Below are 24,409 nucleotides of genomic sequence, written 5' to 3'. Positions count from 1 at the left end.
ATGTGCAGACCTATCCCGAGACCCTCGCCCAAGCCCTGCGGACAGACCCCGGCGGCCCGTTGGTGACCTTCTACGACGAAGCGAGCGGCGAGCGCCAGGAGCTGTCGACCACGACGTACGCCAACTGGGTGGCCAAGGCCTCCGGCCTGCTCGTCGACGAGCACGGCCTCGAACGCGGCGACAGCATCCGCATCGACCTGCCCACGCACTGGCTGGCCACGGTGTTCCTCGGCGCCGCCTGGAACACCGGGCTCGTGGTGACCGATCACGATAGTCCCGACGCCGTCGTCTGCGGGCCCGAGACACTGGCGACCTGGGCAGATGGCGCCGAGAAGCGGCTGACGCTGGCCTGCTCCCTGCTGCCGTTCGGCGTACGCTTCGCCGACCCGCTCCCGCAGGACGTCCACGACGTCGGCATCGAGGTCTGGGGGCAGCCGGACGCGTTCACCCCCTTGGACCCGCCCACCGCGGACGATCCGGCCACCTCGTGGGCCGGCGTCGAGACCAGCCACGCAGACCTGTTCGGAGGCGACGGAAAGGCCGAACGGCTGCTCTCCACCGTCCCCTCCGCCTCACCGGCGGGCGCCGAGCTCCTCGCCTCCCTGCTCGCCGGCGGTGGCTCCCTGGTGCTGGTCACCAACGCGACCGACGAGCGCCTCGTCGTTCTCGCGGAGAACGAGCGGGCTCAGGGCCCGACCAGGAACTAGTCGGCGCGCGCGGCCCAGGCCTCCTGATTGGAGGCCGCCTGTGAGCGGATCGTGCTCAGCTCGGGGTAGAGGTAGCGGCCCGGGCATACCGTGGAGCCGGCGTCGCGATGGCCCATGATCGCGTGCGAGAAGGTGCGGTCGCCCATCCGCGTCGAGCCCTGGTCGCCGGGCACACCGTGCAGCGACAGCTTCCAGGCGAACAGCGTGGCGAAGGCGTTGACCAGCGCCGCCGGGGGCGCGACCTCATCGAAGTTGCCGATCGCGGAGGTGCCGAAGCCATGGCTGTTGTAGCCCGAGGTATGGGCGCCCACGACGGGGCGATCGACGCCGCCGTAGCGGCCCTCCCAGATGCCGCCGAACCTGTCGATCAGGAAGTTGTAGCCGAGGTCGCGCCAGCCGCGGCTCTGCACGTGGTAGGCGTAGATGCTCCGGATGATCCCCGGCACCTGATCCCTGGTGTAGGAGTTGGTGTTGACGCTGTGGTGCACGAACCCACCGCGGACCTCGTGGTAGCTGGGCGGACCCGCCTCGCGTATGCCCTCGTCGGCGCCCCACTGGCGGCGGCTGTAGATGCTGGGCTTGGGGGTGTCTGCAGCCGCCGACAAGGTTGCCGCCTCCCCCTCCTCGACGTTCTCCGCATCCACAACGTCCCCGCCGTCCTCGGCCGGCTCCGGGGCGTCATCGGCCCCGGTGTCGATCTCGGGCGACTCGCTGCGGGTCGTGGCCGTCTCCCCGGGCGTGACCACGGCCAGCCTGAGGTCGGCGGGCACCTGCGCGCCGCTCAGCCGCAGCCGCGTCTGCACCTGGTCGACCTCGCCGACGACCGCCTCCATGGTGCCGGGCCGTGACCCGTCGGCCTCAGCGGAGGCGGGATCAGGAGCGTGGTCGTCGACGTGGACGTCCAGCGCCTGCCAGTCGCTCCAGGTCCCGTCCACCAGCGTGCGTACGTCGGCCCCGACCGCATCCTCCGGGACGACCGCGCCGGGCGCCCAGGTGAGCCCGACCGTCACGAAGCCGTCGACCGGCTGGGGCAGGCTGGTCACGGTCACCGCGTCATCTCTGGACGCGGCCGTCTTCGCCTCCGCGGTGAGTCGGCCGACAGCACCGCGCCCGGACTTCCGTCCCTCGGCCAAGGGCGCGGTCAGCGAGATCTCCTCGAGATGTGCTCGCACCGCGTCCGCGGGCACCTGTGCCGCCGCCGGCGCGGCCACCGGGCTTCCTGACACCGGGACCTCGCCCGGGCGGACCACTCTCAGGTCGACGACGGTGCTCGCCGGGAACAGCGCCGCCATGACGACCCCGAGCACGAGCAGCTGCTGGGTCGAGACGACGTAGCGAGAGCGAGCCCGCTGAACGTCGCCCACCTTGCGTTGCCCAGCCTGCGAAAACATGTCTGGATCCCCCTGGTTCCGTAACACCAGGAAACATCTTTCACATCAGCCACACGCAAAGGGAAGAGCCCGCGAGGAACTACAGATCTGTAATTCCTCGCGGGCTCCTGCACCTGCTTCTGCCGTATGTTTCCTCAGGCTGGGATCTCGACCCGCGCAAGCTGTGGATCTCGACCCGCTTCGCGGGTTCGCAAGCTCACCCGCTGCGCTCGCTCGATCGCCTCGCGTTGCGACCCGGCGACTTCGTCGCCGGTCGCAGGCTCGGCCTCAGACTTCCGCGCCGAGCGCGCTGTCGGCGGCGTCGAGCCGCTTCTGCGCTGCCGAGCTCTTGCCGTCGTCCTCACCGTAGTGGAGATACTCGATGCCCTCGTCGACGTCGCCGTCGAAGACCAGCCGGCCGCTCTCCAGGCAGATGACGCGATCGCACATCCGCTTGACCGAGCCGGCGGCGTGGCTGACGTAGACCACGGTCCGGCCGCTGTCGCGGATCTCCTCCATCTTCTCCATGCACTTCTTCTTGAAGGGCTTGTCACCGACGGCGAGAACCTCGTCGGCGAGGAAGATGTCGGAGTCGATGTGGACGGCGACCGAGAACCCCAGGCGCGAGTACTGCCCCGAGGAGTAGTTGCCGACCGGCGAGTTGAGGTGGTCACCGAGCTCGGCGAACTTCACGACGTCGTCATAGATCTCGGCGGTCTCCTCTTCGGAGAGCCCGTAGATCGCCGCGTTGAGGAAGATGTTCTCCCTGCCGGAGAGCTGCGGGTGAAAGCCCGCACCGGTCGCGATCAGGCCGGCGATCTGACCACGCGTCTTCACCGAACCCGTGTCGGGGCGCATCACGCCGCTGATCAGCTTCAGCAGCGTCGACTTGCCGGAGCCGTTGAGCCCCATGAGCCCGACCGACTCGCCCTGCTTGATCGTGAAGGTGACGTCGTCGAGCGCCTTGAAGGTGTTCGAGATCGCCCGCCCCTTCATCTTGGCGACGGTGATGTCCTTGATGCTGCGGTGATAGCGGAGCGTGAAGTGCTTGGTGACCCCGTCCACCACGATCGAGTCCGCGGCGCCGGCGTCCTGAGCCTGTCGAAGGGTCATGTCAGGCGCTCCGGGATCTTGTTCTCGTACTTGCTGAAGATCACCTGGGCGATCACCAGCAGCACCAGCGAGGCACCGAACGCCCCCAGGCCCCACATCCACAGGTTGTCGGGCAGGTGCTTGGCGGCGGTCGCCTCGGGGTCCTTGGTAACCCCGATCCAGAAGGCCTGCTGGAAGAGCAGGACGGCATCCGAGATCGGGTTGAGCAGATAGATCCAGGACTTGTCACCGAGGAAGTCCACGATCATCGAGAACGGATACATCATCGGTACGCCGAACCGGATGTAGTTGGTCACGATGTTGACCGCACTGCCGAAGTCACGGAAGAAGACGTTGGCGAGGCTGAAGACCAGCGCCAGTGCCGTCCCCAGCGCCATCACGATGCCGAGCGCGAGCAGGAGCGAGGGAACCGCTTCCCACGTCGGGGTCCATCCGCTGAGCACGCAGACGACGATCAGGATCAGGGTCGCCGGCACGAGGTGGTAGAGCGAGACCAGCATCGAGGCGACCGGGAACATCTCCTTCGGCATCGCCATCTTCTTCAGCAGACCCTTGTTGCCGAGCAGGGAGCGGGTCCCCGCCCCGAAGGTCTCGGTGAAGAAGTGGACGATCACCAGGCCGGCGAAGAGGTGGATCGGGTAGTACTCCATCCCCTTGTCGGCGCCCATGATCTTGCCCATGAACAACCAGTAGACGCAGAACTGCGTCAGCGGGTTGATGTAGGACCAGAAGACTCCGAGGATCGAGTTGGAGTAGCGACCGCTGATCTCCCGCTGCACGAGCAGCTTGAGGAGATAGCGGCGCTTGAAGACCGAGAGCAGCCCGAGGTTCTCCGCCGGCGGGGCCAGCGGTGCGTCGACGATCCGTACGGGACGTTCATCAACTCCGGTTGCCATCGGACCCCTTCTCCTCAGCGGCCGCCCACGGTTCGAAGGTCTTCTCCCAGGCTTCGGGCGAGGTGAACTCGCTGAGCTTGGAACGGTACTCCTCGGCCAGCTTGGGCCAGCGCCGCTTGAGCTGGCGGTGCACCTTGATGGTGTCCCTCAGCATCTGGTTGAAGAGCTTCTTGTCACGGCGGTAGAAGGCAGCACCCTGCTGGTCGTTCATCGACACGATGGCGCTGTCGTACTTGGTGATCCGGTACCACTGGTTGTCCATCGCGGCGAGCTCGGCCTCGGGGAACTCCGTGGAGAGCTTGCGCGGCTTCATGAGCTGCCGGATCGGCGCCTTGAGCGCGGCCAGCTTGACCTCGCGGTTGGTCGGGACGTCGGTGTCCTCCTTGCCCTTGCGCGGCGGCTTGTGGCGGCGCACGGGCGGGAACTCGTCACGGTCTGCCTTGAGCTGCGCGTCCGGGAAGTCCTTGACCATCTGGCGTACGGCGGGAAGCTGGGTCGCGAGGGTCTCGTGGAGCTTGTCGGGGCCGGCGAGCACGTCGAGCAGCGCCTGGTGGCGCAGCTTGACGGTGGAGTACTGCATCGAGACCAGGTGCTTGACCTGGTGGGAGAACGACTCGGTGACCATCCGGCCGCCGTCGTCATAGATCGAGTGCAGCAGCGCGGCGACGAAGCGGTTGCGCTGGTGGAAGTAGGACTGCCAGTCGAGGGCGTCGTTCTTGTCGGTCCACGGGACGTGCCACACGGCCGCACCCGGGAACGACACGGTCGGGAAGCCGGCCTCCTTGGCGCGCAGGCCGTACTCGGAGTCGTCCCACTTGATGAAGACCGGCAGCGAGAGCCCGATCTCCTCGATCACCTTGCGCGGGATCAGGCACATGAACCAGCCGTTGAAGTCGACGTCGACGCGCTTGTGCAGCCAGCGGGTCGACCGCAGGTTGCGGGCGCCGAGGTCCCAGTCGCCGAAGACGCCGGGAGCCGACTGCCACCAGAACCGCCACGGCTGGACGATCTCGCCGTAGGAGTGCAGTCGGGACTTGGCGTAGAGCGAGAACATGTGGCCGCCGACGATGGTCGGCCGCTTGGCGAGGTCACCGAAGGTGACCGCGCGGATGATGCCCTCGGGCTCGCAGACGACGTCGTCGTCCATCATCAGGGCGTACGTCGCGGTGCCCTTGCGCAGCGACTCGAGCTGACCGCGCGCGTAGCCGCCGGAGCCGCCCAGGTTGCCCTGCTCGATGATGTGCAGCAGGTCGCCCAGGGCCTTCTCGGCCGCGGGGAACTCGACGTCGTCGGCGACCTTCTTGGTGCCCTGCTCCATCACGAAGACGGTGTCGAGGTAGGGGCGCAGCGCCTCGTCCTCACCCATCTGCGCGAGCAGCTTGGCGCAGAAGTCGGGCTTGTTCATCGTGGTGACGCAGATGTCGACCGTGCCGTGCTCGGCACGGTCGTCGGGGACCTCCGCGGTCCACTCGGCCGAGGTGATGACGGCGTCCTCGTCGGAGGCGACGACGTCGTACCAGTACCAGCCGCCGTCGACGAACGGCTTCAGCGGCAGGTCGAAGGTGAAGGTGCCCTCGGGGTTCGTGCCGGTGTCGGCGGCGTCGACGCGCTGGGAGCGGCCGTTGGCCATCGACTTGTAGACGATCACGCTCGCGCCGCGGCCCTGGAGCGCGACGGTCAGCTTCACGTCGCTGACCACGGTGTGCCGACGCCAGTAGCTGGCCGGGAACGCGTTGAAGTAGGTGCCGAGCGAGAGCCGCTCGCTCTTCAGGATCCGCAGCGCCGTACGCGACTCGATCTGGTCGGGGTGGATCTGGGTCCCGTCGTTGATCGACTGACGGATCTGGGCGTTGTTCAGCGCCTGAGCCGTCTTGTCGGAGCCGACCTCGTACTTGTCCGCGTCGAGGATGGCAGCCTGGTTGTCGACGTAGAGCGGGAGTACGTCGGAGTCACGGTCCAGGGGCAGGATCTGCCGCTGGAGCAGTCGGGTCACGCTCATTCGTCAACGCCTCCGGAGGTGAGCGGGGTGCCGTCCTCGAAGTGGGGACGGAGCTTGTTCTCGAACATGGTGAGCGCCGAGGCGATCGCCATGTGCATGTCGAGGTACTTGTAGGTGCCGAGGCGGCCGCCGAAGAGCACCATGGGCTCCTTCTTGGCCAGGTCGCGGTAGACCAGGATCTTCTCGCGGTTGTCGGCGGTGTTGATCGGGTAGTACGGCTCGTCGCCCTCCTGGGCGAATCGGCTGTACTCCTTCACCACGATCGTCTTGCCCGGCTTGTAGCGGTCGGCGCGCTCGGGGTGAAGGTGCTTGAACTCCAGCTCACGGGTGAACGGGACCTCGGGGTCGTTGGCGTTCACCACGCCGGTGCCCTGGTAGTCGTCGACGTCGAGGATCTCGGAGTCGAGGTCCACGGTGCGCCAGGAGAGCTTGCCGGCGGAGAAGTCGAAGTACTCGTCGACCGGACCGGTGTAGACGATCGGGACCTTGCCCTTGAAGTCGTCGACCACGGTGAAGAAGTCGGTGTCGAGCATGACGGTGATGTTCGGGTGGTCCGCCATCCGCTCCAGCCACGCGGTGTAGCCGTCGACCGGCAGACCCTCGTACTTGTCGTTGAAGTAGCGGTTGTCGAAGGTGTAGCGGACCGGGAGGCGCGTGATGATGTCGGGCGACAGCTCCGTCGGGTCCTTCTCCCACTGCTTCGCGGTGTAGCCCTTGATGAAGGCCTCGTAGAGCGGGCGGCCGATCAGCGAGATCGCCTTCTCCTCGAGGTTCTGGGCGTCCTCGGTCTTGAACTCGCTGGCCTGCTCGGCGATCAGCGCGCGCGCCTCGTCGGGAGTGTGCGACTTCCCGAAGAACTGGTTGATCAGCGCCAGGTTCATCGGCAGGGAGTAGACCTGCCCCTTGTACTTCCCGAACACCTTGTGCTTGTAGTCGGTGAAGTCGGTGAACTTCCGTACGTAGTCCCACACCTTCTGGTTGGAGGTGTGGAAGAGGTGGGTGCCGTACTTGTGCACCTCGATGCCGGTCTCCTCGTCGAACTCGGAGTAGGCGTTGCCACCGATGTGGTGGCGGCGCTCGATGATGAGCACCTTCTTGCCCAGCTCGGAGGCGGCGCGCTCGGCGATGGTCAGGCCGAAGAGGCCGGAGCCGACGACGACGAGGTCAGGAGTGGTTTCAGGGAAGGACACGATCGCTCAGTCTAGGTCTCTGTGGGTGATGAGTTGGACAGGGAGTTCGTTCAGAAGGATGGGACGTTCAAGATTTGGGCAGGGTGCGCATGTCCCGCGCGGCGCGCAGGGCCTTGATCACGTTGACGGCCTCGTGCTTGCCGCCGCGCAGGGGGCTGAGGAGGACCACAGCCGCGGTGATGAGCCAGGGCTTGAGGCGTACGAGGACGTTCTCGCCGTAGCGGAAGTGGACGACGAAGAGGTTGCGGTACATGTAGAAGCCCTTCCAGCCGGCCAGGTCGTGCTGCTGGCTGAAGTCGAGCTGTCGCACGAGCACCGCGTCGCGTACGGCCCAGATGGTGCGGCCGGCGCGGCGGGCGCGGATCGCGAGATCCACGTCGTCGTAGAAGATGAAGTAGGACGGATCGGGGAGGCCGATCTCCTCCAGGACGCTGCGGCGGATCATGAAGCCCTCGAAGGCGACGTTCTCGACCGCGACCCGCTCGGGAAGCGCGTCCCGGGTCGGGTAGGTGTCCATGACCGAGGCGGTCTTGGGCTTGATCGCGAGCGGGTTGCGCAGGTCGAACTTGAGCGCGGCCAGCTCGATCAGCTTGCCGTTGCGGTCCTCGCGGACCGAGAAGAGGCAGTCCTCGTCCTGGGCCAGCAGCACCTCGAGGCAGTCGTGGGCAGGGACGACGTCGTCGTCGATCAGATAGAGGCGGTCCCAGCCCTGCTCGACCGCGGCCTTGGTGCCGAGATGGAAACCGCCGGCGCCGCCGAGGTTCTCCGGGCTGTCGATCACCTGAAGATTGGGCGTGACCGCCTCGGCCAGGACCTGGGCGGTGTGGTCGGTGGAGGCGTTGTTCACGACGATCACCGCGTCGGCGGGCTGGTCGAGCTTGGTGAGCCCGTCGAGCAGCCCGCGCAGCATGTCGGCGCGGTTGTAGGTGACGACGACGATCGCGACCGTCTCACGGGTGGTGCTCAACGAAGGAACCTCTCGTGTCCACTGAAGTCCCCCCGGACGGCCGCCCACCACGCCTGCACAGATAGCCGAATCCGCTTCGGCTGCGGCTTGGTGAGCAGGTAGAACCATAGAGTCTTCGCGACGAAAGCCAAAGCGAAGGGCCACCCTCGGTAGTCGCGCAGGTTGAGCAGGTTGTTGCGAGCCATGCAGTAGTGCTTCAGGTCGCTCGGCGTGTGGTTGTACGTCGCTCTCCCCCACGCCATCGGGGTGCCGAGGTCGCCCACGGCCGGGTGGCGCACCTGGGCGCCGACGACGGTCGCGATCCGAGCCCCGGCCTTCTCGGCGCGGAGGCGGTATTCGTGGTCGTCGCCCCAGATGAAGTACTCCGCACGGGGGTAGCCGATCCGCTCCACGAGGTCGCGGGTGACCAGGACGCCGTTGAACGGGATCACGATGTCCTTGATCAGGCCGTCGGTGGCCGCTGCCTCGACGTCGGCGAGCTGGTGCACGACCTTCGAGCGGCCGGGGATCCGGATCGGGAAGACCAGACGGCCGGGGTCGTCCTCGTCGACCACGAGCGGCCCCCAGAAGTCCAGGTCGGTCTGCTTCAGCAGGAGGTCGAGGCAGTCGGGGTCGGGCAGGCCGTCGTCGTCCATCAGCCAGACCAGGTCGGCCCCGCGCTCGATCGCGATCTCCAGGCCGTCGTGGAAGCCGCCGGCACCGCCGCTGTTGCGCGTCAGGGTGCGAGCGACGACCGTTGTTCCGGTGGTCGAGCCTGTCGAGCCCCCTTCGGCACCGTCGAGCCCGGCGAGCCACTGCGACGTACCGTCGGTGGAGGCGTTGTCGATGACGATCACCTCGTCGAGGCCGTCGACCCCGTCGAGCCGCTCCAGCAGTCGCTGCAGCAGCTCGAGTCGGTTGAAGGTCACCACGACCGCGGCGACACGATTGCTCCCTGGCACGGATCCAGACTAGCCGCGACCGCAGTGGAACCCGGGAATCAGCGAGTCGCTGCGACCTGCGGTTAACCCGTTGTTCAACACGCCGAGGCGAGGTCGTCGGTCTCGTTGGCCTGGTAGCCCTTGTTGCGCGAGCCCAGGGAGCCACCGGTGACCGGACCACCCTTGTCGGAGCCGGCCTCGGCGTCGCCAGCCGACTTGGTCTTGCCGTCGGTCTTGCCATCGGCCTTCTGGGTGGGTGCCTTGGTCTCGCCGTCGGTGCCGGGGGACTCGAAGATCTCCTCCTTCTTCGGAGTGGCCTTCTTCACGGCCTTGCGCACCTCGGCGTGGATGTCGGACATGTCCGGGTCGGAGGTGTTGACCAGGGGCGGCACCAGCGAGAGCGTCGAGATCTTCTGCGACTTGGCCTTGAATGCCAGCGCGGAGAAGCGCTCGATCTCGCTCGGGGGCACGCTCGTGGTGATCGTCGACCCGGTCGCCTTCGCGACGTCCTGGTAGTGGCGTACGACGTCCGCGGGGCTGGTCTGCTGCAGGATCGCGTTCAGGACGCACTTCTGGCGGGCCATCCGGGAGTAGTCGTCGGAGTCGTGGCGAGCCCGGGCGTACCAGAGGGTCTCCCACCCGTCGAGCTTCTTCGTCCCGGGCTCGATGTGGGTGTAGAAGCTGTCGGTTGGGATGCCGACCGGGATCGGCTGGCGGACCTTCAGGGTGACTCCCCCGATGGCGTCCACGATCTCCTCGAAGCCGTTGAGGTCGACGATGGCGTAGTAGCTCATCTGCAGGTCGGTGATGCCCTCGACGGCGTCCACGGTGGCAGCCATGCCGGGGTCCTTCTCGTCCTTGTAGAGCTCCTTGTGCTCACCTGCCCAGGTGCTCACGCCGTTGAGGTAGCAGCCGTCGCAGTCGAAGCCGCGCGGGAACTCCTTGTCCATCGGCGAGCCGTCGTCGAAGTTGAAGTTCTGCATGTTGCGGGGCAGGCCGATGAGCACCGTGCGTCCGGTCACGGCATCGATCGAGGCGACGGTGAGCGAGTCGGGGCGCAGGCCCCAGCGGGTCTTCCCGCCGTCGGAGTCGGCGCCGGCGAGCAGGATGTTGAAGCGGCCGTTGTGGGCCTCGGCGGCCTCGGCGCCGGCGAAGATCGCTTCGACCATGCTCTTGTGCACGCCGACCAGGTGGGCGCCGAAGATCAGGGTCGCGGCGACGGAGAAGGCCAGCGCGCCGTTGATCGCGACCACGATGCGGCGCTGCTTGAGATCGAGCTCGAGCGGGCGGCCCAGGCGCCAGGCGTCGATGAAGAGGCCGGCCCAGGCGACGGCGCCGGCGATGAGCACGATGCGGAACAGGCCCAGCAGCCACGGCCTTGTGCCGAGCTGGAAGATCAGGCCGTGCCACAGCAGGGAGATCCCGAAGATCAGCCCGGCGGTGACCGCGAGACCGATGACGGTCCAGATCGCGATCCGGCCGACGCGGCGGTTGCCGGCGACGAGCTGGGCCGAGCCGGGCAGCAGCAGCGTGATCAGCAACAGCGCCATGGCACGGCGGAAACGCACGCGGGAGGCGCGTTCGGCGGCCGTACGCTGGGGCCGGTAGTTCTGGTCAGCCATCACAGGTCCCTCGGGAAGGTTCATCTTGCCGGGCGGGTTTTGCCGGGCGAGGGGGCTACCTGGCAAAAGGGTTGCCCCGTCAGTATCACTAGTCACACGCGTAACAAAGGGGTGCGACGCGCCGTCTAACTCTAGCGGCGCGGCACGGTACCTTTGAGCGCATGCCAAACCCCCGCAACCCGGGCAACCCCAACGATCCCCGGTCGCAGCAGTACGGCTGGGCTTACGGTGGCGGTCAGCCCGCTCCGTCCTCGGGACCGGAGCCCACCAACGTCATGCCCACGGTCGGGCGACCCCACGCGGGCTCGCCGCCCCCGCCGCCGCCGCGCGGTGGCTACGACCGGCCACTGCCCGAGCCTGGGCAGATCGCGCCGACACCTGGGTACGCCCAGCAGGGCTATGACCAGGGCTACCAGCAGAGCGGCTGGAGCCAGCCGAGCGAGTACGGCGGCGGCAACGGTGGCTACGGCGGGCCCGGGGGTCCGGGTGACGGATACGGCGGAGGTCGCGGCGGTCGCGGGGGTCGCACGCCGAAGCCGAAGAAGCGCCACCCGTTCCGCCGGTTCGTCGCCATCGTGATGATCCCGGTCCTGATCCTGGTCGGCGCGGTCGCCTGGATCGGCATCAGTGCCTGGAACAAGGTCGACAAGGTCCCCTACGAGCCGACCGCGGGCGAGCGCCCTGCGGACCAGCCGGGCAAGACCTACCTCATCGTCGCCAGCGACTCGCGCGAGGGTCTGACCGCCAAGGAGAAGAAGAAGCTCTCCACCGGTGACGCCGCGGGCAGCCGCACCGACACGATCAAGCTGCTGCACACCGGCGCAGGCAAGACGATCGTGGTGACTCTCCCGCGTGACTCCATCGTGCCGATCCCGGGTCATGGCGAGACCAAGATCAACGCGGCCTTCGCCTACGGCGGGCCCGAGCTGCTGGTGCAGACGATCGAGCAGAACACCGGCGTCCGCATCGACGGCTATGTCGAGATCGGCATGGGCGGTCTGGCCCGGCTCGTCGACGGCGTGGGTGGCATCGAGATCTGCCCGAAGAAGGACATGAAGGACCCCAAGGCCGGCCTGGACATCCAGAAGGGCTGCCAGGAGGTCGACGGCGTCACCGCGCTCGCCTACTCGCGCTCCCGCTACGCGGCCGAGGCCGGCGACCTGGGTCGCGGCGCCAACCAGACCGAGGTCATCTCGGCGATCGGCAAGAAGGCCACCAACCCGGCCACGCTGCTCAACCCGTTCAAGCTCGCCGAGATGGGCGAGGGCGCCGCCGGGCTCAAGGTCGGCGAGGGCATGAGCGTCATCGGCGGCGCCCAGTTCCTGTGGGCGTTCAAGGCGCTCGCGGGCGGCTCCGCGATGACCTGTGGCGTCCCGATCCGCGACTTCGCGGTCAACTGGCGCAAGGAGGACGCGCTGACGATGTTCGGCCACATCAAGAACGACACCGTCGACGACATCCCGGCGGACATCTGCACGCCGACGGGTCTGCCCGAATAACCCGTTCCGCCCAGCCGTCCCTACTGACCTTCGTCAGTAGGGACGGCTGCTTTTCGTCCACTGTGCCCGGCTGCGTACGTCCCTAGGTTCGAGGCATGATCACTTTGGACCACCTGACCAAGAGATACGGCGCGACCACCGCGGTCGACGATCTCACCGTGCAGATAGAACCCGGACGGGTCACCGGCTTCCTCGGCCCCAACGGCGCCGGGAAGTCGACCACGATGCGGATGATCCTCGGCCTGGACCGGCCCACGTCCGGGACCGCGACGATCGACGGCCGTCCGTACGCCTCGCTGCAGCGTCCGCTGCGCGAGGTCGGCGCGCTGCTGGACGCCAAGGCGGTGCACCCCGGTCGTCGGCTGCGTACGCATCTGCTGGCGATGGCGCGGAGCAACTCGATCCCCGTGGCTCGGGTCGACGAGGTGCTCGAGCGGGTCGGGCTGGCCGGGGTCTCTCGGCGCCGAGCAGGCAGTCTCTCGCTCGGGATGAGCCAGCGGCTCGGGATCGCGGGCGTGCTGCTCGGCGACCCGCGGGTGATGCTCTTCGACGAGCCGGTCAACGGGCTCGACCCCGACGGGGTGATGTGGATCCGGAAGCTGCTGAGGTCGCTCGCCGCGGAGGGGCGTACGGTCCTCGTCTCCAGCCACCTGATGAGCGAGATGCAGCAGACTGCCGACCATCTGGTGGTGCTGGGCCGGGGGCGGTTGCTCGCTGACTCCCCGATGGCCGACTTCGTCGCCGGGCACGGGTCGCTCGAGGAGGCGTACTTCCGGCTGACCGCCGGGAGCGTCGAGTACACGGGAAGCGAGGTGGCCTGATGCTGATCCCATTCCTGGCGACCATCGCATCCGAGTGGACCAAGCTCTGGTCGGTCCGCTCGACCTGGTGGTGCCTCATCGGCGCGGCCGCGCTGATGGCGCTCTACTCGGTTCCGCTGGGCTTCGACGCCGCCGACCCGAACCCCAACCTGTCCCGCGCCGACCAGCTGCTCCACGTCGAGGACGTCGCCACCGCTGGGCTGCTGTTCACCCAGTTCGCGCTGATCGCGCTGGCGCTGCTGACGGTGACCGCGGAGTACGCCTCCGGCAGCATGCGCACCACCCTGCAGTGCGAGCCCCGGCGTGGCCGGGTGCTGGTCGCGAAGCTCCTCGTCGTCGAGGTCGTCGCGCTCGTCTCCGGGGCGCTGCTCGCCGTTCTGGGGGCGGGCCTCGGCTACCTGGCGGCCGGTGACTACGGCGTCTTCGACGTCTCCTCGGTGGCCACGGTGGCCGGCAAGGTCAGCGTCTACATGGGCGTGGTCGTCGCACTGGCCATCGGCCTCGCGGTGGCGCTGCGCAGCACGGCGGGGGCGCTCGTCGTGGCCTTCCTGGCGCTCTTCCTGCTGCCGATGGTGCTGATGATGAGCGGGATGGACCTGATGACCGACGTCTCCTACTACCTGCCGGGGACGGCGGGCACCGAGTACCTCGGCATCGGGATCGCGACCCTCTTCGGGCTCGACGACGGGCTCCCCTACGACGCCACCGGCGGTCTCGGGCTCTTCGCCGCCTGGTCGGTGGTCACGCTCCTGGCCGGCTACGTGGTGTTCCGCCGGCGAGACGCCTGAGGTCTCGACAAGCCCGACCAGCGGCGCGGGACTCCATCACCGAGGAGCTGGATCCTCGCTCACGAGCCCGGCCTCGTGGGCGAGGATCGCTGCCTGCACCCGGTTGCGTACGCCGAGTCGACCGAAAGCGCTGCTCAGATAGGCCTTCACGGTGCCTTCCACCAGATGCAGCCGGCGGCCGATCTCGGCGTTGGAGTGCCCGGCGCCGACCAGCGCCATCACGTCGCGCTCGCGGTCGGTCAGGGTGGCGACCTTGGCCCGCGCGTCCGCGGCCCGCGACATCCGATCGCCCGCGCCGGCGCCGAGCTCGGCGATGACCCGCTGGGCGACTCTCGGGGAGAGGAAGGCGGCACCGTCGGCGACGGCGTGCACGCCCGCGAGCAGCTCGCGCGGATCGCCGGACTTCAGCAGGAACCCGCTCGCCCCGTCGCCGAGCGCCCGGGCGATGTAGGCGTCCTCGGAGAAGGTGGTCAGCATGATCCGCGCGGTCGCCGGGGCGGTCCGGGCGATCTCGGCGCCGGCGGCCAGGCCGTCCATCCGCGGCATCCTGACATCCAGCAGCGCGACGTCTGGCCGGTGCCGCTGGACCGCGTCGACCGCCTCTCGCCCGTCGGCGGCCTCGGCGACCACCTCGATCGCCTCGTCGGTCTCCAGGATCGCGCGTACGCCGGCCCGCACCATCGCCTCGTCGTCGGCCAGCAGCACCCGGATCACAGGCTCACCTCGCGGCGCTGGTCGGCACGATCCGGAAGGTCTGCGACCACCTCGAAGCCGCCACCGGCGGTGGCGCCGTGGCGCAGACTGCCGTCGGCGGCATGTGCCGCCTCCTCGAGCCCGGCCAGGCCGAGGCCCGTCGTCGGCCCGGCACGGGGCGGAAGGGTCGCGCGGCCGTTGGTCACGCGGAGGCGTACGCCGGTGGCATCTGTGTCCACCGAGACCGTCACCGCCGACCCGGGAGCATGTCGGGCAGCGTTGGTGAGCGCCTCCTGCACGATGCGGTGGGCGGCGGCGTCGCGCACCCTGTCTCCGGGCTCGAGCGAGCCCAGCAGGCGTACGTCCATCCCCGACGCACGGGCGCGCTCGACCAGGCCCTCGATCCCGTCCGAGACGGGCGCGAGCGGGGCGTCCTCGGTGGCAGGGCGGAGGACGCCGACGATCTCACCGAGGCGCGCGGTGGCCTCGGCGGCGGCCGCGCGAATGGCTCCGGCAGCCTGCTGATGGTTCTCGGCGAGCCCCGGCGCCACCTCGAGGGCGCCGGCTCGCAGCGCGATCAGGCTGAGCTCGTGGCCCAGCGAGTCGTGCATCTCCTGGGCGATCCGGGCGCGCTCGGTCAGCTGCGCCTGCTCGACCTGGGTCGAGTGGCTGCTCGCGACCTGGCGCAGATAGCGACCGCTCAGCCAGGGCAGCGCCATGAAGATGACCATGTTGCCGGCCATCGCCACCTGAATGCCGCCGCCGTTGACGACGGCATCGACCACCGTCAGCGTCACCACGGCAACACCCACCACGATCGCCACCGGCAGCACCCGCTCGGCATGTCTGCCGACCAGGAAGCTCATGAAGACCGCGAAGGCGATGTAGGTGAGCAGGGACCAGCCGTCGAAGACCACGACCGTGCCGCCGACCAGGGCGCACGTGATCGCGACCGCGACGGCCGGGTGCCTCGGCCGGATCCACAGCGCGAGCGCGACGACGAGGACGCCGGCCACCGCCGCCCAGCCCGACCACTGTGGGTGGCTGGCACCGCTCATGTAGAGGTGCTCGGCGGCGACCGCGGCGACCATGAGCACCGACAGCATCTCCGCCACGTGGGACCGCGGCCAGGTGCGGGAACGGCGTAGCAGGCTCACGCTCTCCACGGTAGTTGCCGTATCGCGCCGGGGCGTACCGACTTTCGACAGTACGTAGGCCCGCCTGTCCACGGTCGATCGGATACGGGACAGGGGTCTCGACAAGCTCGACCACCGGCGACTCACGCTCGGCCACCGGCGACTCACGCTCGACCAGCGGACACTCGGGTCTCGACAAGCTCGACCTCCGGTGCAGACTGTGACCCATGGCTTACGAGACCCTGACCTTCGACGTGGACGCCGACGGCATCGCGCTCCTGACCCTCAACCGCCCCGACGCGCTCAACTCGTTCACGGTGACGATGGCGCGCGAGCTGGAGGAGGTCTTCACCATCGACGCGATGGCGGACGAGGTGCGCGCGGTGATCGTGACCGGCGCCGGGCGGGCGTTCTGCGCGGGGATGGACCTGTCCGCGGAGGGGAACGTGTTCGGCCTCGACGAGTCGCTGCAGCCGACACCCGAGAAGCTCGGCGAGCATCTCGCCGACCCGGCCAAGCACCCCGAGTACGCCGAGGGTGTCCGTGACACGGGCGGCAAGGTCACCCTCGCGATCCACGCGCTTCCCAAGCCGGTGATCGCCGCGATCAACGGACCGGCGGTCGGCATCGGCGCCACGATGCTGTGCGCGATGGACGCCCGTCTGGCCTCCTCGAAGGCGAAGATCGGCTTCGTCTTCGGCAAGCTCGGCATCGTCCCCGAGGCCTGCTCGTCCTACTTCCTGCCGCGAGTCGTGGGTATCCCCCGGGCGCTCGAGTGGCTCTACACCGCGGAGATCCTCGGCCCCGACCAGGCTCTCGAGGGCGGCCTGGTCCGCAGCATCCACCTGCCCGACGAGCTGCTGCCCGCCGCCTTCGAGCTGGCCCGGAGGTTCACCCAGAACCGCTCGCCGGTCGGCACCGCGCTCGTCCGGCAGCTGATCACCCGAAACGCCTCCGCGCGCCATCCGCTCGAGGCGCACATGGCCGACTCGCTGGCGATGTTCTACAGCTCGATCGGAGACGGCAAGGAGGGAGTCGCGGCGTTCCGCGAGAAGCGGGACCCGGAGTTCACCTCGAAGGTGTCCGAGGTCCCGGACGTATTTTGCCCTTCTGACCTGCACTGACGGTCGCGAACCCTCTGTTGTTCCGGGGTATCCTGGGTTACCGTCGAAAGTAGGCCCGCCCGCTGGTCCATACCCGGGTGAGGCCGCGGCCGGCACGCAGTGCCCAACCCGAGATGGGCGCGTGTCGGCCGCCTCGCGGGCAGGGCTAGGCGCCGATCTGAGCGGCGTACTCCTCGACGATGGCGTCGACGGGCTGGGCGACGTCGATGACGATCCCGGCCTCGTCGTCGCCGAGCGGCTCCAGCGTCCGGAACTGGCTCTCCAGGAGCGTGGCTGGCATGAAGTGGCCGGGCCTGCTCGCCTGGCGCCTCGCGATCACCTCAGGCGTGCCCTCCAGGTGAAGGAACGTCACCTCGGGGAGGTGACGGCGGAGCTGGTCGCGGTATTTCCGCTTCAGCGCCGAGCAGCTCATCACGCCGCCGCGCTCGGCGTGCCTGGCGAGCCACTCCCCGACCACGTCCAGCCACGGATAGCGGTCGTCGTCGTCGAGCGCGATCCCGGCGGTCATCTTCTCGATGTTCGCCTGCGGATGCAGGTCGTCGGCGTCCTCGTACGGCACCCGGAGTCTGCCGGCGATCGCCGCCCCGATCGTCGACTTCCCCGACCCCGAGACACCCATCACTACCACCACCGGTTTCGCCATCAGACCATCGTACGGGCGTAGAGCGACTCGATCTCCTCGGAGTGCCGTCGAGTCCCCGACCGATTGCTGCCATGCTCGTCGTCATGACACTGCACCTCGAAGCATCCCGAGCCGTCCCCGTCGAGCACGAGAAGGCCCTCGGTCTCGTCCTCCCCGCCCCGCTGCCGAAGATCTTCGGCCGCCGGTACGCCGCGATCGGCCCGATCGCCGAGGTCCGCGACCAGGCCAGCACCTGGGACACCGCCGGCCAGACCCGCACCATCGTCCTCGCCGACGGCGCGACGATGCAGGAGACCCTGACCGCGATCGATGCCCCGTCCTCGTTCTCCTACGAGATCACGCCGCTCTCCGGCCCGCTCAAGCTCCTGGTCGGTCACGTCGCCGGCCGCTGGTCCTTCTCCCCCGCCGGCACCGGCACCCGGATCACCTGGTCCTGGGACGTCACCCCGACCTCGTCTGCCGCATCCGTTGCGATGCCCGTCTTCGGCTGGATGTGGAAGGGGTATGCCCGGCAGAGCCTGGAGGATCTCGAGGAGTTGTTGGTCGGCGCCTGAGCTTTGCTTTCGTCCTGCCTGGCTAGTCGGCCCTCGCCAGCTTGGGGATCCGCCCCACGTGAAAGAAATTTTTCTTTCACCCGTGAGAGTTCCCTTCTGCATGGTCGATCGGCGGCGGACGAATCTTCGTTCGCCGCAGAACGGCTACCTACTGCGGAGTGAGTGTTCCGCGGCCCCGACCGGTCACTCCACCCCGTGCCGCTTGATGAACGAGAGAATCTGCTCGGAGAGCTCAGGGCGACAGACGATGACATCGGGCAGGTAGACGTCGTCCTGGTTGTAGCGCAGCGGCGAGCCGTCGATGCGGGAGGTGAACAGCCCGGCAGCGGCGGCGACGGCGACGGGGGCTGCGGAGTCCCACTCGTACTGCCCGCCCGCGTGGACGTACGCATCGGAGATGTCGCGCACGACCGACATCATCTTCACCCCGGCCGACCCCATCGGGACCAGCTCGGCGTCGAGCTCCTCGGCCAGCGCCTCGACGAAGGCCGGCGGGCGGCTGCGGGAGACCGCGATCCGGGGACGAGCCGAGGTCGAGGGCGGCACGACAGGAGCCGCACCGGTGTGGAAGGTGCTCTGCAGGGAAGCGTCCGCGAGCGCCGGCTGCGCAACCGCACCGGCGATCAGCTCTCCACCGTTGGATGAGGCCCACAGCGCCACGTGCACCGCCCAGTCGTCGCGCGGCGGCTCCGAGAACTCGCGGGTCCCGTCGAGCGGGTCGATGATCCACACCCGGTCCTGGGCGAGCCGCTCCTTGGAGTCCTTGCCCTCCTCGGACAGGACACCGTCCTGGGGGCGGTGCTCGGCCACGAGCTCCATCAGCAGCTCGTGGGCCGCCAGGTCACCGGCGTCCTTGAGCTCCTTGCCCTCGAGACCGGAGGTGGCGCGCACCTCGAGCAGCCGCCGGCCGGCGGTCTCGGCCAGCCAGGCGGCCAGCAGGTGATCGGAGGCGAGGATCTCGGGCGTGGGCACACCGGCATCGAAGGTCACCGCGGCACTCTATCGAGACGCCCGGCGACTCCGATAAAGGCCCAGTCCGAGCCCGAGAGCGGCGACCAGCGCCACCCCGGTCAGCACGGCGCGAAGGACGAGACCCGACTTGGCACGCTCGTGCTGGTCGGTGACGTTGTTGGCCATGCTCTCGGTCGACTTCAGGATCACGTCGCGAAGACTCTGGATGTACTCCACCGCGCCGTCGGACCAGGTGCGCACGATCGGCTCGCCCTTGGACGCCGCCCGCAGCTCCTTGGCAACACCCTCGACGCTCCCCTTGGCCGCGACGTCGCGGACCGTACGCTGCACCATCATCGCACCCGAACCCTTGTCGAAGGTGCCCTCGGAGATCCGGTCGAGGTCCGCCTGCAACGCGGGCGAGGCACCCGAGTAGAACGCCGAGGACGCCTTGACCCACGCAGCCTCGGCGTCGACGAGCTCCTTGACCGACTTCGTGTCGATCTCGTTCTCGGTCAGCGCCACCATCATGAGCTCCCGCTCGGTGCTGAACGCCTCCGCGGCCGTCTTCAGCCTGCTGATGTTGCGGAGCTGGTCGCCGGTCTCGTCCTCCAGCTCCGGCAGCTGCGCCGCAAGCATCAGCAGGTCGCCGGCCAGCCCGGTGTAGACCTCGCGGGCCGCATCCTGGCTGGCCCGGTCGCCTTCCTGCATCTCGACCCGGTAGAGCTCGAAGTCGTCGAGCACCTCGGTGATGTCCTGGTGGAGCGTCCGCAGCTCGGTGTCGCTGTCGACGTCGATCTCGGCCGCGGCGGTCCGCCACTCCGCGATCGCGAGGTCGGTGGTGTGCAGATACGTGGAGCGTACGTTGACCGGCGCCTGCGAGACCGGCTGCAGCGCGTCCCGCTCGAAGATCACGTCGACGGCGAGCTCGACGGTCTCCGGGAGCGCCTCGCTGATCGCGGCCGCCTGGCCCGCCTCGGAGGCACTGCGGAAGGCGGCGAAAGTCGCCCAGCCGCCGACGACGATGCCGAGCAGGGCGACGGCCAGCAGGATGTTCACCACCCGACGACCGCCGCGAGAGCGCTTCGCAGCCCGCGCCCCGCCTGTCGGGAAGGAGCCGCTGGCGCCGATCTTGGCGAACCCGCCTGTCGACCCGGTGGCGTCGGCGGCCGGGAACGATCCGCTCCCACCGAACGCCTGCGCGCCGCTCGCACTCACTCGCTCGAACGCACCGGAGGTGCTGATCGGGCCGGATGCGTGCGTCGTACGCGGCCTCGGCACCTTCGCGTCGAAGACCGGCAACGGCCCCGACCCGGTGAGCACCGCGACGACATCCTGGGCGTTCGGCCGCTGCTCGGGATCCTTGGCCATCATCATCGCGACCAGGTCGTCGATGATCCCCGGCAACTGGACCGTGCCGCTGACCCTCGGGATGGGCGCGCTGGCGTGCTGGTAGACCATCGTGGCCGGTGCGCCGCCTGAGTACGGGGTCCGCCCGGTGAGCATCTCGAAGAAGACACAGCCCAGGGAGTAGATGTCGCTCGGCGGACCGACCTCGCCACCCGAGCCACGCTCGGGCGAGAGATAGCCGAGGCTGCCGACGACATCGTGGGTGGAGGTCAGCCGCTGGTCGCCCAGCCGGGCGAGCTGGGCGATCCCGAAGTCGACGATCCTGATCCGGCGCTCGCCGTCGTAGACGAGGTTGGAGGGCTTGATGTCGCGGTGGACGATCCCCTGGCCGTGGACCGCTGCGAGAGTACGTGCGGCCTGGACGACCACCTCGCCGGCCTCCCGGGCGATCAGCGGACCGTGGGAGCGCAGGCGCTCACCGAGGTCGGGGCCGGCCAGGAGCTCCATGACGAGGAAGGCCATCGGCCCGCTGCTGGTCTGCTCCATCCCGGCGTCGTGGACCTGCACGGTGCCGGGGTGGCTGGCGGCCGCGGTGGAGAGCGACTCGCGTCGGAATCGCTCGACCATCGTCGGGTCGGCGGATGTCCTCACGACCTTGACCGCGACCCAGCGCTGCAGGGTGAGATCCATGGCTTGCCAGACCTCGCCCATACCGCCTCGCCCGATCAAGCGGTGCAGCTCGTATCGGCCGGCGATCATGGGTTGGGGGGAGGTTTGCATGGGGGACGTTCCCGTCGAGGATCCAGTTGTCAGTTCATGTCAGGTTGCTCACACAACGGGCTGGGAGTTTAGGGGACTCCGGCTAGTAGGCGCCAGAGCCCCGGACTACAGCCTTCACTGTGCGCACGACGATCCCGAAGTCACGCAGCAGCGTCCAGTTGTCCACATAGTCCAGGTCCAGCCTCACCGTGTCCTCCCAGGAGAGGTCCGAACGCCCCGAGACCTGCCACAACCCGGTCAGACCAGGAGCAACCGCAAGTCGGCGATGAGAGTCGCGATCGTACAGCGCCACCTCGCTCGGCAGACCCGGTCGGGGACCGACCAGCGACATCTGTCCCAGCACGATGTTGAGCAGCTGCGGCAGCTCGTCGAGGGAGTACTTCCGCAGCACCCGTCCCACCCGGGTCACCCGAGGGTCGGCACGGAGCTTGAAGAGGACATGTCCCGGACGGTGCTCGAGCGTGCGCAGCAGCGACTCCGCGTCCACCACCATGGTGCGGAACTTCCAGATCCGGAACTGCTCACCGCCCCGACCGACACGCACCTGCCGGAAGAACACCGGGCCCGGGGAGTCGAGCTTGATCAGGACCGCCACGACCGCGAAGACCGGGAGGAGCACGGCGACGGCGGCCGCCGCGGCCAGCCACTCCCACATGTACTTGGCGACCCGGGCCAGCCGCGCCCGGAGGGCCTCGTCGACGTAGAGGAGCGTCATCGAGCCAAGCCGCATCGACGACGTACGCTGCGGGGTGACGTCCTGCATCCGGGTGCTGACCAGCAGCGGTAGACCGAAGGACTCGCTCGTCCAGGCCAGCCTCTGGATCTCGCGGCCGGCCAGGTCGGGGCCGGGGACGACCAGCACCGCGTCGGGCGCGACCGAGGCGATCGCGCCGGAGAGTCCGTCTGCGCGGCAGACGGCAGCCGCCTCCATCAGGCCCCCGCTGAGCCGATGGGTCCATTCCGGGATCGCGCCGGTGTCATGGGCGGCCTCCACGACGACGACCCGCAGCGGATTGCGCGGCCGGGAGCTGAAGATGTAGCCCACCACCCGGAACACGAGCGCGGTCAGCAGCCCCAGGATCGTCTGCGCGACCAGCTGCGCCTGTGGGAGCGTGACCAGCGCGCCCAGCAACCAAGTCGCCATGCTCATCGCCATGAACGCCTTGAAGACCCCGGAGACCGTCGCCCGCAGGCGCTCGGCCCCGGGAAGGATCTTCGGGGCGGTGATCCTCGTCGTCAGCGCCCAGGCCAGCCCCCACCCGAGAGCCTGGACGATCTCCTGCCCCAGGAGCAACGGCGCCAACAGCACCACCGCGAGCCCATCCAGCATCGAGGCCTGCACCCGAAGGGAGAGTGTCTTCGGGGACACCCGCCGCCGGTTGAGGTCGAGTGGGGCGGTCGTCTCCACCGACGCCAGCTCGATCGTCATTCATCTCCCCCGTCGCTGCGGCGCGCCCGAACGCTACTTCATGACAGAACAATGCGGTATGGAATGGCCTGATGGGGCCCGACAGGGGTCCGGTTAGACCAAATGAGGGAACAACCCGGCACTGGTCCAGACCAGTACCAGCGCCGAGTCTGCGCGCGAGTCAGGCCAGCGACTGGGGCGATCGCCAGCCCAGCCGGTGCGCGAGACCGACGGCGGCGATCTGAGAGGTGACCTGGAGCTTGGCGAGGATGGACTTCACCTGCGTACGCACGGTCGCCTCGGACACGACGCCGATGGCGGCGATCTCGTGGACGGTGTGGCCGAGCATCAGGTGGCCGAGCACCTGCGACTCCCGCTTGGTGAGCAGCTCGATGCGGCGGCTGAGCTCGGCGATCTCGTGCTGACGCTCGAACCAGATCCGGATCAGGCGCTCGCGGTCGGTGACCGCGAGCACGCAGGCGCCCTGGTAGAGCCGCCTGACCGTGCCCAGGATCTCGCCGAGCGGGCGGGACTTGGACAGCACCGTACGGGCACCGTTGCGGAGCGCCTGGCCCCAGCGCGCCTCCTCGATCGCTCCCGTCACCACGACCACGTCGATGCCGGCCTTGGCGAGCGGCTCGATCAGCCGCACGCCGTCGCCGTAGCGCCCCAGGTCGAGATCGAGGAGCACGACCTTCGGCTTGTTGCGGAGCACTACGGAGACCATGGTCGTGGTGGAGACCGGCTCGCTCGGCATCGGGACGCGGCGTACGTCGTATCCCTCCATCGAGACGGCGAGCTCGAGCGACTCGGCGAAGAGGACGTGGTCCTCGACGATGACGACTCTGTACTGGCTACGCGGCGACTGCGTCATCAGACGCGCCTTCCTTCTTCTCTTCGATCACGGCACTGGGGAGGGTGACCACGAAGGTCGTACGTTCCGTGGCGGTGAGATGGAGCGAGCCGCCCATCCGATCGGCGACGGTGCGGGCCTCGTTGAGCCCGATGCCCTGGCCGGCCGAGTCCGGCCCGCGGACGCCCCAGTCGAAGATCCGGTCACGCACCTCAGGAGCGACACCGGCACCGTCGTCGGAGACCTCGATCACGACCATCTGGCCGGACTCGCCGGCCTCGTGCCGGACCGCGACGCCGACAGTGCCGGAGCCGTGCTTGGCAGCGTTGTCGAGAAGGATGTTGATGATCTGCGCGGCTGCGTCCGAGCTTCCGGTGGCGAGTGCGTTGCTGGGCGTGCGGACGATCGTGGCGCCACCGGCCTCGTGGGCAAGGGCGAGATTGTGGATCACCGCGTCGACGTCGATCACGCCGACGTCGATCGGCATCGTGTCGGCGCCGCCACGCTGTGCGCGCACGAGGCGCTCGAGCCGCCTGAGCTCGCTGCCCATCATGGCCAGCATCGCGACGCGACGCTCCGGGTCGAGGGTCTCGCAGCTGCGCAGCAGCTCGCTGGCCGAGCGCACCCCGGCCAGGGTCGAGGTCACCTCGTGCATCCGGGCCCGGTGGAGACGCTGTGTCTCCCGCGAGCTGAGTAGGTCGTGGTAGATCTCGTCGGCTGCCTTCGCCTCCGCCGCGCACACGCGCCGATAGATGCGTACGCCGCCGAACAGGAGGCCTGCAGCCGCGACCAGAGACGTGGCGATGACGATGACCGGGAGAACCCAGAGAAGAGATCCGTGGGACTGAAATGAGACCCACGGGCCTTGGAGTACGGCGATCAGAAGACTCTGGACGCCGATGAAGACAGCCGTAGTGGTTGCGTAGGCGGTGGCTAACCAACCCGAGTTGACCCGCGTGAAAATGGACGTAGACATACTGCTCCCCAGGACGGGTCGGCCAGTGAGGTATGAGTCCCGAAAGGGC

The 24,409-nt window shown here is 68.6% G+C and carries 22 protein-coding genes; 6 read left to right on the top strand and 16 right to left on the bottom strand.

Annotated features, from left to right (window positions below; translation table 11 throughout):
- Nucleotides 1-2 precede the first annotated feature (2 nt).
- Nucleotides 3-707 (top strand): TIGR03089 family protein, encoded by a 705-nt coding sequence (locus H5T77_RS07510; RefSeq protein ID WP_292647124.1) that lies wholly within the window; start codon nucleotides 3-5, stop codon nucleotides 705-707.
- Here the strand turns inward: H5T77_RS07510 and H5T77_RS07505 are convergent.
- From H5T77_RS07505 to H5T77_RS07470, 8 genes are all read right to left on the bottom strand, one after another.
- Nucleotides 704-2,098, bottom strand: a complete 1,395-nt coding sequence (locus H5T77_RS07505; protein ID WP_292647121.1) for a peptidoglycan recognition protein family protein — start codon at nucleotides 2,096-2,098, stop codon at nucleotides 704-706. The genes H5T77_RS07510 and H5T77_RS07505 overlap by 4 nt on opposite strands.
- Nucleotides 2,099-2,365: 267 nt before the next feature.
- A complete protein-coding gene (locus H5T77_RS07500) occupies nucleotides 2,366-3,190 on the bottom strand; it encodes an ABC transporter ATP-binding protein (RefSeq protein ID WP_292647119.1) in 825 nt (274 codons plus the stop codon).
- On the bottom strand, nucleotides 3,187-4,086 hold the full coding sequence (locus H5T77_RS07495; protein ID WP_292647116.1) for an ABC transporter permease: 900 nt from the start codon (nucleotides 4,084-4,086) through the stop codon (nucleotides 3,187-3,189). The genes H5T77_RS07500 and H5T77_RS07495 overlap by 4 nt, the downstream gene beginning before the upstream one ends.
- Nucleotides 4,070-6,085, bottom strand: a complete 2,016-nt coding sequence (locus tag H5T77_RS07490; protein ID WP_292647113.1) for a glycosyltransferase — start codon at nucleotides 6,083-6,085, stop codon at nucleotides 4,070-4,072. The genes H5T77_RS07495 and H5T77_RS07490 overlap by 17 nt, the downstream gene beginning before the upstream one ends.
- Nucleotides 6,082-7,275: a UDP-galactopyranose mutase gene (gene glf, locus H5T77_RS07485; protein ID WP_292647110.1), complete on the bottom strand. Its 1,194-nt coding sequence runs from the start codon at nucleotides 7,273-7,275 to the stop codon at nucleotides 6,082-6,084. The genes H5T77_RS07490 and glf overlap by 4 nt, the downstream gene beginning before the upstream one ends.
- A 67-nt stretch (nucleotides 7,276-7,342) precedes the next feature.
- Nucleotides 7,343-8,242 (bottom strand): glycosyltransferase, encoded by a 900-nt coding sequence (locus H5T77_RS07480; protein ID WP_292647107.1) that lies wholly within the window; start codon nucleotides 8,240-8,242, stop codon nucleotides 7,343-7,345.
- Entirely contained in the window at nucleotides 8,239-9,183 is a 945-nt protein-coding gene (locus H5T77_RS07475; RefSeq protein WP_292647105.1) for a glycosyltransferase, read from the bottom strand. Before H5T77_RS07475 ends, H5T77_RS07480 begins: the two co-directional genes overlap by 4 nt.
- A 74-nt stretch (nucleotides 9,184-9,257) precedes the next feature.
- Complete coding sequence (locus H5T77_RS07470; protein ID WP_292647103.1) at nucleotides 9,258-10,784, bottom strand: LCP family glycopolymer transferase; 1,527 nt, start codon at nucleotides 10,782-10,784, stop codon at nucleotides 9,258-9,260.
- A 161-nt stretch (nucleotides 10,785-10,945) separates the two neighbouring features.
- On the opposite strand from H5T77_RS07470, the gene H5T77_RS07465 reads away from it, so the two are divergent.
- The 3 genes from H5T77_RS07465 to H5T77_RS07455 all read left to right on the top strand — a co-directional run bounded on the left by H5T77_RS07465 (nucleotide 10,946) and on the right by H5T77_RS07455 (nucleotide 13,892).
- Nucleotides 10,946-12,283 carry an LCP family protein gene (locus H5T77_RS07465; RefSeq protein ID WP_292647101.1) on the top strand — a complete coding sequence of 446 codons (1,338 nt, stop codon included), beginning with the start codon at nucleotides 10,946-10,948 and terminating at the stop codon, nucleotides 12,281-12,283.
- A gap of 95 nt (nucleotides 12,284-12,378) precedes the next feature.
- Nucleotides 12,379-13,104, top strand: coding sequence for an ABC transporter ATP-binding protein (locus tag H5T77_RS07460; RefSeq protein ID WP_292647099.1), 726 nt, complete (start codon nucleotides 12,379-12,381; stop codon nucleotides 13,102-13,104).
- Nucleotides 13,104-13,892 (top strand): ABC transporter permease subunit, encoded by a 789-nt coding sequence (locus H5T77_RS07455; protein ID WP_292647097.1) that lies wholly within the window; start codon nucleotides 13,104-13,106, stop codon nucleotides 13,890-13,892. The genes H5T77_RS07460 and H5T77_RS07455 overlap by 1 nt, the downstream gene beginning before the upstream one ends.
- Nucleotides 13,893-13,928: 36 nt before the next feature.
- Here the strand turns inward: H5T77_RS07455 and H5T77_RS07450 are convergent, their stop codons facing one another.
- Nucleotides 13,929-14,606 (bottom strand): response regulator, encoded by a 678-nt coding sequence (locus tag H5T77_RS07450; protein WP_292647095.1) that lies wholly within the window; start codon nucleotides 14,604-14,606, stop codon nucleotides 13,929-13,931.
- Nucleotides 14,603-15,742 (bottom strand): sensor histidine kinase, encoded by a 1,140-nt coding sequence (locus H5T77_RS07445; RefSeq protein ID WP_292647092.1) that lies wholly within the window; start codon nucleotides 15,740-15,742, stop codon nucleotides 14,603-14,605. The genes H5T77_RS07450 and H5T77_RS07445 overlap by 4 nt, the downstream gene beginning before the upstream one ends.
- A 206-nt stretch (nucleotides 15,743-15,948) precedes the next feature.
- On the opposite strand from H5T77_RS07445, the gene H5T77_RS07440 reads away from it, so the two are divergent.
- The gene (locus H5T77_RS07440) at nucleotides 15,949-16,845 is read left to right on the top strand and encodes a crotonase/enoyl-CoA hydratase family protein (protein ID WP_292647089.1); all 897 of its coding nucleotides are present in this window, start codon (nucleotides 15,949-15,951) and stop codon (nucleotides 16,843-16,845) included.
- 145 nt (nucleotides 16,846-16,990) lie between these two features.
- Here H5T77_RS07440 and H5T77_RS07435 read toward each other — a convergent pair whose 3' ends face one another.
- Entirely contained in the window at nucleotides 16,991-17,488 is a 498-nt protein-coding gene (locus H5T77_RS07435) for a gluconokinase (RefSeq protein ID WP_292647087.1), read from the bottom strand.
- A gap of 83 nt (nucleotides 17,489-17,571) precedes the next feature.
- On the opposite strand from H5T77_RS07435, the gene H5T77_RS07430 reads away from it, so the two are divergent.
- The gene (locus H5T77_RS07430) at nucleotides 17,572-18,042 is read left to right on the top strand and encodes an SRPBCC family protein (protein ID WP_292647085.1); all 471 of its coding nucleotides are present in this window, start codon (nucleotides 17,572-17,574) and stop codon (nucleotides 18,040-18,042) included.
- 183 nt (nucleotides 18,043-18,225) lie between these two features.
- On the opposite strand, the gene H5T77_RS07425 is transcribed toward H5T77_RS07430, so the two are convergent.
- From H5T77_RS07425 to H5T77_RS07405, 5 genes are all read right to left on the bottom strand, one after another.
- Nucleotides 18,226-19,032 (bottom strand): 3'(2'),5'-bisphosphate nucleotidase CysQ, encoded by an 807-nt coding sequence (locus tag H5T77_RS07425; RefSeq protein WP_292647083.1) that lies wholly within the window; start codon nucleotides 19,030-19,032, stop codon nucleotides 18,226-18,228.
- Nucleotides 19,033-19,041: 9 nt separating this feature from the next.
- Entirely contained in the window at nucleotides 19,042-21,102 is a 2,061-nt protein-coding gene (locus H5T77_RS07420) for a serine/threonine-protein kinase (protein WP_292647082.1), read from the bottom strand.
- 103 nt (nucleotides 21,103-21,205) lie between these two features.
- On the bottom strand, nucleotides 21,206-22,552 hold the full coding sequence (locus H5T77_RS07415; RefSeq protein WP_292647079.1) for an exopolysaccharide biosynthesis polyprenyl glycosylphosphotransferase: 1,347 nt from the start codon (nucleotides 22,550-22,552) through the stop codon (nucleotides 21,206-21,208).
- 160 nt (nucleotides 22,553-22,712) lie between these two features.
- A complete protein-coding gene (locus H5T77_RS07410; RefSeq protein ID WP_292647076.1) occupies nucleotides 22,713-23,405 on the bottom strand; it encodes a LuxR C-terminal-related transcriptional regulator in 693 nt (230 codons plus the stop codon).
- Complete coding sequence (locus H5T77_RS07405; RefSeq protein WP_292647074.1) at nucleotides 23,386-24,360, bottom strand: sensor histidine kinase; 975 nt, start codon at nucleotides 24,358-24,360, stop codon at nucleotides 23,386-23,388. The genes H5T77_RS07410 and H5T77_RS07405 overlap by 20 nt, the downstream gene beginning before the upstream one ends.
- Between the last annotated feature and the right edge of the window lie 49 nt (nucleotides 24,361-24,409).

The organism is Nocardioides sp. (assembly GCF_014360585.1).
Lineage (GTDB): Bacteria > Actinomycetota > Actinomycetes > Propionibacteriales > Nocardioidaceae > Nocardioides.
This window is presented reverse-complemented; position numbering and strand designations above follow the sequence as displayed.